This is a genomic window from Pseudonocardia sp. KRD291 (assembly GCF_019263595.1).
In the GTDB taxonomy this organism is placed as follows: domain Bacteria; phylum Actinomycetota; class Actinomycetes; order Mycobacteriales; family Pseudonocardiaceae; genus Pseudonocardia.
The window spans coordinates 1-9,195 of the sequence record NZ_JADQDD010000253.1 but is presented as its reverse complement, the minus strand read 5'-3'; the positions used below and the strand labels follow the sequence as shown (position 1 = coordinate 9,195).

Here is a 9,195-nt window from a genome sequence, read left to right as displayed (position 1 = left end):
CGCGCGGTCGAGCTGCGGGTCGCGGCCGGCGACCCAGTCCTGGGGCGAGATCACGACCTCCTCGTCCGGGTCGACGCCGTGGTTCTCCATGCCCCATCCGGAGTCGTCGAACCAGGTGGCGTAGCGGGGCTGGGTGACGCGGGTGCCGTCGACGAGCCCGTAGCGGCCGTCGATCCCGATCACACCGCCCCAGGTGCGGACGCCGATCACCGGCCCGATCCCGAGTCGCTTGATCGCCGCGGTGACGATGTCACCGTCGGAGCCGGACAGCTCGTCGGCCAGCGCGACGATCGGGCCGCGCGGGGCGTCCTCCGGGTAGGTGCTCGGCGTGCGGTGGCGCGGCAGGTCCCAGCCGATCACGGTACGGGCGAGCTTCTCCACGACCAGCTGCGAGGTGTGCCCGCCCCGGTTGCCGCGCACGTCCAGGATCAGCCCGTCGCGCGCGGTCTCGCGGGCCAGGTCCCGGTGCAGCTGCGCCCAGCCCGGCGCCATCATGTCCGGCACGTGCAGGTAGCCCAGCCGTCCTCCGGAGCGTTCGGCGACCTCGGCGCGCAGTGCGGCGACCCGGTCCTGGTAGCGCAGCTCCTCCTCCGAACGCAGCGGCCGGACGACGACGCGACGGAGCTCGCCCGCGTCCTCGCGCTCCGGCCCGGACCGGACGGTCAGCTCGACGAGGCGGTCGGCGCGGGAGAGCAGCAGCGGGGCCGGGCCCCACGCCGGGTCGACCGGCTCGCCTCCCACCTCGACGATCACGTCGCCGGCCCGGACGTCGACGCCGGGGCCGGACAGCGGGCTGCGCGCGGCCGGGGCGGACGACTCCGGGGGCAGCACCCGTCGCACCCGCCAACCGCCCCCGTCCCCGGACCCGGACCCGGGAGAGGGTTCGAGGTCGGCGCCGAGCAGGCCCGGGCGTCCGGTGGCGTCGCCGGTGAACCGCGTCGGCATGACGTAGGCGTGCGAGGTCCCGAGCTCGCCGTGCAGCTCCCAGAGCAGGTCCACCAGGTCGTCGTGGCTACCCAGCCCGTCGACGAGCGGCCGGTAGCGGGCCGCCTCGGCGTCCCAGTCGACGCCGGCCATGTCCGCGACCCAGAAGTGGTCGCGCATCAGGCGCACCACCTCGTCGAACATCTGGCGCCACTCCGCGGTGGGGTCCACGGTGACCACGAGCCGGCGGGTGTCGATGTCGAACTCGTCGGAGCTGCCGTTGTCGTCGTCCGAGGGCGCCGACGAGCCCGCGCGGTCGGTGCGCAGCACGCGCAGCTTCGCGCGGTCGCGGAGCACGACCCGGGTGCCGTCGCCGCTGACCGCGAAGGGGCCGCCCGGGTCGGCGATCGTGGTCAGCGTGCGCTTGGCCAGGTCGTAGCGCTCCAGCCACGGGCGTTCGTGCTCGGCCTCGTCGTCGGCGCGGCTGTCCCCGAGCACCCCCGACGCGGGGTGGTGCAGCCAGAGCAGGCAGCCCTTGCCCGCGGTCATGGAGACGTAGCGGCCCGCCTCCACCGGGATCCCGACGACGCGGTCGGCGAGCCCGTCGGCGTCGACGACCACCTCCGGCGGGGCCTTCGGGTCCTTCTTCGGCTTCTCCCCGACCGGGGCGTCGGCCTCCGCGTCCGCCTCGGCATCGGCGTCGGCGTCGGCGTCGGCGGGGTCCTCCTCGCCGCGGGGCCCGCCGCCCCGGCCCGGCGCCGGCGGGTCCTCCGGGCCCTCCTCCCCCGGCGTCACGGGCCTGCCGTCCGGGCCGGCCCCGAACGGCGACGGCGTGCGTGCGGCCAGCGGGACCAGGAACGGCTTCCACCCGGTCTGGAACGCCAGGTCGAACGCGTGGTGGTCGTAGCTGGGGTCGAACACCCGTCGGGACAGGAACGCCAGGTACTTCCCGTCGGAGGTGAACACCGGGTCGCTGTCGTGGAAGCGGGCCGGGGTGACCTCGACCAGCTCGCCGTCGGACACCCGGGCCAGCACGATCCGGGACAGGCCGGGCTCGGGCGGGTCGCAGAACGCCAGCCAGGCGCTGTCCGGCGACCAGCTCAGGTCCGCCACCTCGCCGGCCCCGCCGCGGGCCAGCTCCCGCAGCGTCCCGGGTTTCGGACCGAGGTCGAGCACCAGCAGCCGGCCGTCGTGCGTGGCCAGCGCGACCGCCGACCCGTCCGGTGCCGCGGTCAGCTCCAGCACGCGCCCGACCTCGCCCGCCCCGTAGCGGCGGGGCGGGCCGGCTCCGTCGGCCCGGGCGTCGAGCGGGGCGACGCAGACCGCGTCCTCGCCCTCGGCGTCGTCGACCCAGACGGCGCGGTCGTCACCCAGCGGGTGCGCCATCCGGGCCCGGACACCCGGCTCGGCGAGCAGCGTGCGGGCCGGGCCGTCGCGGTGGGTGAGCCGGTGCACGGTGCCGCGGACGGTGGCGATGCTGGTGCGTCCCGTCCGGTCCGGGTACACCCCGCCGAGGTCGCGGGCGATCGTCGCCCGGAACGGCTCGCGCGCCGAGCGCGGCCCGCCCAGGGTGACCTCCAGCCGCCGCGGCGACGCATCGGCATCGAGGGAGTCGACGATCCACAGCGCCCCGGCGGACTCGTAGACCACCCGCCGCCCGTCGGTCGAGGCGTGCCGGGCGTAGAACGCGGGCGCGCCCTCGGAGCCGTGGTCGCTGTGCCGGCGCAGGCCGGTCCCGTCCAGGGCCAGCGAGTAGAGGTTGCCCCAGCCCTCGTGGTCGGACAGGAACGCCAGCCGCGTCCCGCCGTCGGACGCGACGAGCATCGGGCACTCGAGCTGCCCGTCCAGTTCGGCCCCGATCCGGGCGAACTCGCCGGACCCGTCGGCGTCGAGCCAGATCTTGCCGGCGGTGCCGCCGCGGTAGCGCTTCCACCAGGCCGCCTCGCGGGCGCCGTGGGTCAGGACCGCGACGGCCCCGGTACCGGCGTCGAGCGCGAGCGCGGCCAGCGGTCCGTAGGGCAGCAGCCGCGGGGCGCCACCGTCGGCCGGGATCGCGTAGGCCCAGCGCCTGCTCGTCGCGTCCTCGTTGCTCGTCAGCGCGACGACGTCGCCGTCCGGGGTCCACCCGGCGCAGGCGCCCGTCGGGTCGCCCCAGTAGGTCAGCCGCCGGGCCCCGCCGCCCCCGACGTCGGCGACGTAGGTCTCGCGGGCCCCGTCGCGCCGCGACGCCCAGGCGACCCGGGAGCCGTCCGGGGAGATCCGCGGCGTCGACACCGGCACCGAGTCAGCGGTCAGCCGGTAGGCCCGGCCACCGGCCAGCGGCGCCGTCCACACGTCGTCCTCGGCCGTGAAGACCAGGGTGTCGCCGTGCAGGTGCGGGAAGCGCAGGTGGGCCATGGACCGAACTTATCTCCCGGCACCGACGATTCGTGCCGGGTGATCGGCCGCCCCGCCGGATGGTCAGGCCGGAGCGGTGGCGGGTGCCGGGACCAGCTGCCCGAGCAGCTCGGCGCACCAGTCCAGCAGGGCCGTGTCGCGCACCGCGGGACCGCCGATCCGTCCACCCTCGACCGGTTTGGGCACCGTGACCAGCCCCGACGCCGGCTTGTACCCCGACTTCGGGTGCAGCCGCTTGAGCCGCATCTGGGCCGAGTCCGGCAGCGTGACCGGGCCGATCCGGATCTGTGTCCCGGCCGCGGCCACCTCCGCGACGCCGAGCCGGCGGCACAGCTGCCGGAACCGGGCCACCGCCAGCAGGTTGAGCACGGGGGTCGGCGGCTCGCCGTAGCGGTCGGTGAGCTCCTCGACGATCGCGGTCAGCGACTCCTCGTCGGAGGCCTCGGCGATCTTGCGGTAGACCTCCAGGCGCAGCCGCTCGCCGTCGACGTAGTCGTGCGGGACGTGCGCGTCGACCGGCAGGTCCACCCGCACCTCGGCCAGCTGCTCCGGCTCCTCCGCGCCGTCGCCGCCGGACTGCTTGCGGAACGCGGCCACCGCCTCGCCGACGAGGCGGATGTAGAGGTCGAACCCGACGCCGGCGATGTGGCCGCTCTGTTCCGCGCCGAGGATGTTGCCCGCGCCGCGGATCTCCAGGTCCTTCATCGCGACCGCGGCGCCGGAGCCGAGCTCGGAGTGCTGGGCGATCGTGGCGAGCCGGTCGTGCGCGGTCTCGGTCAGCGGGTGCTCGGGCGGGAACAGGAAGTAGGCGTAGCCGCGCTCGCGCCCGCGCCCGACCCGGCCGCGCAGCTGGTGCAGCTGGGACAGCCCGAGGGTGTCGCTGCGCTCCACGATCAGGGTGTTCGCGTTCGAGATGTCCAGGCCGTTCTCCACGATCGTCGTGCAGACCAGCACGTCGTACTCGTTGTGCCAGAACCCGTTGACGGTGCGTTCGAGGACGTCCTCGTTCATCTGCCCGTGCGCGACCGCGATCCGGGCCTCGGGCACCAGGTCCTGCAGCGTCTTCGCGGCCTTGTCGATCGAGGACACCCGGTTGTGCACGTAGAAGACCTGGCCGTCGCGCAGCAGCTCGCGCCGGATCGCGGCGCCGACCTGCTTGGTGTCGTAGGCGCCGACGTAGGTCAGGGTCGGGTGCCGGTCCTCCGGCGGCGTCGCGATCGTCGACATCTCGCGGATGCCGGCCAGGCTCATCTCCAGCGTCCGCGGGATCGGGGTCGCGGACAGCGTCAGCACGTCGACGTGTGCGCGCAGCGCCGTGATGTGCTCCTTGTGCTCGACGCCGAAGCGCTGCTCCTCGTCGACGACGACCAGGCCGAGGTCCTTCCAGCGCACGCCGGACTGCAGCAGCCGGTGCGTCCCGACGACGACGTCGACCGTGCCCTCGGTCAGCCCCTCGATCGTCTGCTTCGCCTCGCCGGGGTCGGTGAACCGGGACAGGCCCTTGACCGTCACCGGGAACGCGCGCATCCGGTCGGAGAACGTGGACAGGTGCTGGGTGGCCAGCAGCGTCGTCGGCACCAGCACGGCGACCTGCTTGCCGTCCTGCACCGCCTTGAACGCCGCCCGCACCGCGATCTCGGTCTTGCCGAACCCGACGTCGCCGGAGATCACCCGGTCCATCGGGACCGCGCGCTCCATGTCCCCCTTGACCTCGTCGATCGCCGAGATCTGGTCCGGGGTCTCGGTGAACGGGAACGCGTCCTCGAGCTCGCGCTGCCACGGGGTGTCCGCGCCGAACGCGTGCCCGGGCGAGGCCTGGCGCGCCGCGTAGAGCTGCACCAGCCCGGCCGCGATGTCGCGCACCGCCTTGCGGGCCCGGCCCTTGGTCTTGGCCCAGTCGCCGCCGCCGAGCTTGTTGACCGTCGGCTGCTCGCCGCCGACGTAGCGGCTGATCTCGTCCAGGGCGTCGGTCGGCACGAACAGCCGGTCCGCGGGCTGCCCGCGCTTGGACGAGGCGTACTCCAGCACCAGGTACTCGCGGGTGGCGCCCTGCACGGTGCGCTCGCGCATCTCGACGAACTTGCCGATGCCGTGCTGGTTGTGCACCACGTAGTCGCCGGTCTGCAGCGCGGCCAGGTCGACGGCGTTGCGGCGCCGGGCCGGCATCTTCTTCGGCGCCGAGTCCATCCCGGCCCGGCTGCCGGTCAGGTCCGCCTCGGAGAGCAGCACCAGCCCGATCTCGGTGGCGGTGAACCCGTTCAGGATCCGACCGCAGGTGACGGTGACCATGCCCTTGTCCGGGACCTCGGTCAGGTCCTCGACCAGCGTCGCCGGCACCTCCGCCTCGCGCAGCTGCTCCAGCGACCGGGACGCGGTGCCGTGCCCGGCCAGCACCAGCACCGCCGCGCCGCCGGCCGCGGTGTGCGCACGCAGGTCGACCAACGCGCGGTCGATGTCGCCGCGGTAGGGCTCGATCTCGTGCACGGCGGGCACCAGCACGTCCTCGGCGCCGGAGAGCAGCGGGGACAGCCCGATCACCGGGCGTCCGGACGCGGTGGCGTGCTCGAGCACCTCGGCCAGGCCGCGGTAGGCCGAGCCGCCGACGTCGATCGGGGCCGCGCCACCGGAGCCGGTCGCCAACCAGGACGCCTCGAGGAACTCCTGCCCGGTCCGGACCAGGTCCGCGCAGCGGGTGCGGATCCGCTCCGGGTCGGCGAGCAGGACCCGGGACCCGGCCGGGAGGAGGTCGGTGAGCAGGTCCATCTCCTGGCCCACCAGGACCGGGACCAGCGACTCCATGCCCTCGCTCGGGATGCCCTGCGAGAGGTGGTCGAGCAGCTCGCGCAGCGGGTTGCGGTTCAGGCCGGCCTGCTCGGGCTGCGCGGCGGCCAGCGTCGCGGCGCGCTCGCGCACCGGCGCGGTGAGCAGCAGCTCCCGGCAGGCGGTGGCGACGACCTCGTCGACCGGCTCGACGGAGCGCTGGTCGGCGACCGCGAACGTCCGCAGCTCGGAGACCTCGTCACCCCAGAACTCGACGCGGACCGGGCTCTCCGCGGTCGGCGGGAAGATGTCCAGGATGCCGCCGCGGACGGCGAACTCGCCGCGCCCGGTGACCATCTCGACGCGGGTGTAGGCGAGCTCGACCAGGCGTTCCAGCAGGGCCTCGAACTCGTACTCGTCGCCGGCCCGCAGCGCGACCGGCGCGAGCCCGCCGAGCCCGGGCGCGATCGGCTGGATCAGGCTGCGCGCGGCCGCGACGACGACCCGGGGCACGGTCTCCGGCGACGCGAGCCTGCGGAAGATCGTCAGCCGCCGGGCGACGGTGTCCGCGCGCGGGGACAGGCGTTCGTGCGGCAGCGTCTCCCAGGACGGCAGCACCACGACCGGGTCGGTGGCCAGGCCGGACAGGACCGGGTCGTCCTCGGTCGGGGTCGCGGCGAGCAGGTCGGCGACCGCGGCCGCGAGGTCCTCGGCCTCCCGGTCGGTGGCGGTCACGGCCAGCACCGTGGACCGGGCACCGGCGTCGGCGGAGCCCTCGCCGGCCAGTCCCGCGGTCAGCAGCGGGCGCAGGGCGGTCGGTCCCTCGACGCGGACGGCCGGGGTCTGCGCCAGGCGCGGGTCGGCGGCACGGGCGGCGTCGACCGCCGCGCGGAGACCGGAGTCGGACAGGGCGGAGGTGAGCAGGCCGGACAGGATGGCCACGACGGCGCAGGCTCCTCGAGGTGGGGACGCACAGGACAGACCCCTGCCCGGGTCACGGGGTCCGGGTGGGATGTCCCGACTGGGATGTCACGATTGGGATATCACGACTGGGATGTCACCCCGAGGATACGCCCGGGCCCGGCCGGTCCGCCGGGCGCGGCGGCTCAGATCAGCCCGGCCTCGGAGAGCTTCGACTCGTAGAGATCGAGTACGCGTTCCTCGTCGCCGCCACCGCCCGCCTCGGCCTCGGCCCAGGCCTGCGCGAACCGGTCCGGGGCGGCCTCGTAGCGCTTGCGGAAACGCTCGGCGTCGCGGCGCCAGTAGCCGAGGACGCCGTAGTCGACCGGGCGCAGGCCGCGCTCGTGGCGCAGCACCTTGCGCGCGGCGCGGGTGGCCGCCGCCTCGCCGCAGACGTAGACGTAGCCCGGCCCGTCCGGCAGCTCGAGACCGCGCACGATCTCGTCGAGCGCGCTGGTGCCCGGGGCCGCCGACACCCGGCGCACGCGGGCACCGGAGGGCATCGGAGGGATCTCGGCGCCCTGGGCCTGCTCGGATCCCTCGGTCAGCTCGGCGACCACCTCGGTCGCCAGCCCGTCCGGGCTCTCCTCCACGATCCGGGCGATCGCCGGGAGCACGGCGGCGTCGCCGATCAGGACCTGCCAGCGGGCGTCCGCGGGGCGGCGGAACCAGCTGTTGACCCGCGAGATCCCGAGCTCGTCCCCGACGGCGGCGCGGCGCGCCCAGCCGGCACCGACCCCGCCGTCGTGGCAGAGGACGTCGATCGTGGCCCGGGTGGCGTCCGGGGTGACCCGGCGCAGCGTGTACCAGCGACCGAGGTGGTCGTGGCCGCCCTCGGGCAGCGGGAAGTAGAACACGCACGCCTCGTCCGGAACCCCCGGCAGCTCGAGTCCGGCCAACGCCGACCCCTCCAGCTCGGCGCGCAGGAACGCGTCGGAGATCCGGTTCACCTCGACCACCCGCACCCTCGGGTGGCTCTCCTGGACGGTCGTCATCGTTCCCCCACCACTGCCGCTGACTGAGCGAAGCCTCAGCTAAGCACGACGGCGGGGAACCGGTCCAGGCAGCGGCGGCGCGGCGGGGTCGCACGACTCACACCGCCGATGATCACGACCACTTACCGGAAGCGATCGAGCACTCTCCGGAGTCGATCCCCGCTTACTACGATTCCGGTTAGTAGACGGTCACTACTATCTGCGTTAGTACGACTTCTGCAGAACGGGCGAGTAGCGTACCTGCCGTCAGCCGGGCGCTCGGGGTGCGTACAGAGGGAGAAGCGCGTTGATCACGGTTTATCTGAATCGGCGAATCGGGGACGACGAACGTCGCGAATCGCTCTTCGAGGGCAATTTCTACCTCTACACCGACATCAGCGGTGCGGACGCCCTCGCGGACCACGCGAAGGACCTGATCGGCCAGGCGTTCGAGGGCCTCGACCCCGAGCGCGCCCAGTACGAGATGGACGTCGACGAGTTCATCCGCCGGGTCGAGCCGTTGAAGCGCGAGTTCACCAACGGGCAGCGCACCAAGGAGATCTGCCAGCGGTTCGCCACCGACCTCGGGGTGGACCCGGAGCGCACCTACTTCGACATCCCGCGGCTGCGCGTCATTCCGGCCGACCAGTTCCTGACCGCCGGCGTGAGCTACAACTACAAGGCGCACCGGGACATGTGGTACGGCCACCCACAGCAGCTCGTGAACTACTGGACGCCGGTCTTCCCGGTGGTCGGCGACAACGTGATGAGCATGTTCACCGACTATTTCGACAAGCCGGTGAAGAACGCGTCGAACCAGTACGACTACGACGAGTGGGTGACCAAGCACCGCGGTGCGGCGGCGGCGAACACCACCGCCGACACCCGCCCGCACCCGGTCCCGCTCGAGGAGTTCGAGTCCCGCGGTGAGATCCGCATCGCCGGCGACTCGGGCGACATCTTCATGTTCTCGTCGAACCACCTGCACGCCTCGGCCCCGAACACGTCGGGCGTGACGCGGTTCTCCTACGACCTGCGCACGATCAACCTCGACGACGTCCGGGCCGACAAGGGCCCGCGCAACGTCGACAGCGGCGCCACCGGCACCACGCTGGGCGACTTCCTGCGCGTGTCCGACCTGGCCCCGCTGCAGCCCGAGGAGTTCCGCGCCGAGGTCGCC

Annotated in this window: 4 protein-coding genes; 1 reads left to right on the top strand and 3 read right to left on the bottom strand. The window is 73.9% G+C overall.

The genetic code is table 11. The annotated features are described in order from the left end of the window. From I4I78_RS25810 to I4I78_RS25800, 3 genes are all read right to left on the bottom strand, one after another. A partial coding sequence (locus I4I78_RS25810; RefSeq protein WP_218614090.1) for a S41 family peptidase occupies nucleotides 1–3,321 on the bottom strand: 3,321 nt, incomplete at its 3' end. Between the two features lie 63 nt (nucleotides 3,322–3,384). Further along, the gene (gene mfd, locus I4I78_RS25805) at nucleotides 3,385–7,014 is read right to left on the bottom strand and encodes a transcription-repair coupling factor (protein ID WP_218614091.1); all 3,630 of its coding nucleotides are present in this window, start codon (nucleotides 7,012–7,014) and stop codon (nucleotides 3,385–3,387) included. A gap of 173 nt (nucleotides 7,015–7,187) precedes the next feature. Beyond that, complete coding sequence (locus tag I4I78_RS25800) at nucleotides 7,188–8,036, bottom strand: siderophore-interacting protein (protein WP_218614089.1); 849 nt, start codon at nucleotides 8,034–8,036, stop codon at nucleotides 7,188–7,190. 286 nt (nucleotides 8,037–8,322) lie between these two features. Here I4I78_RS25800 and I4I78_RS25795 point away from each other — a divergent pair. Continuing rightward, the coding region (locus tag I4I78_RS25795) for a hypothetical protein (RefSeq protein ID WP_218614088.1) at nucleotides 8,323–9,195 on the top strand (873 nt) is incomplete at its 3' end.

Excerpts from the sequence above, each read along its gene's own strand:
- I4I78_RS25800 (WP_218614089.1), bottom strand. The coding sequence starts at position 8,036 with ATGACGACCGTCCAGGAGAGCCACCCGAGGGTGCGGGTGGTCGAGGTG.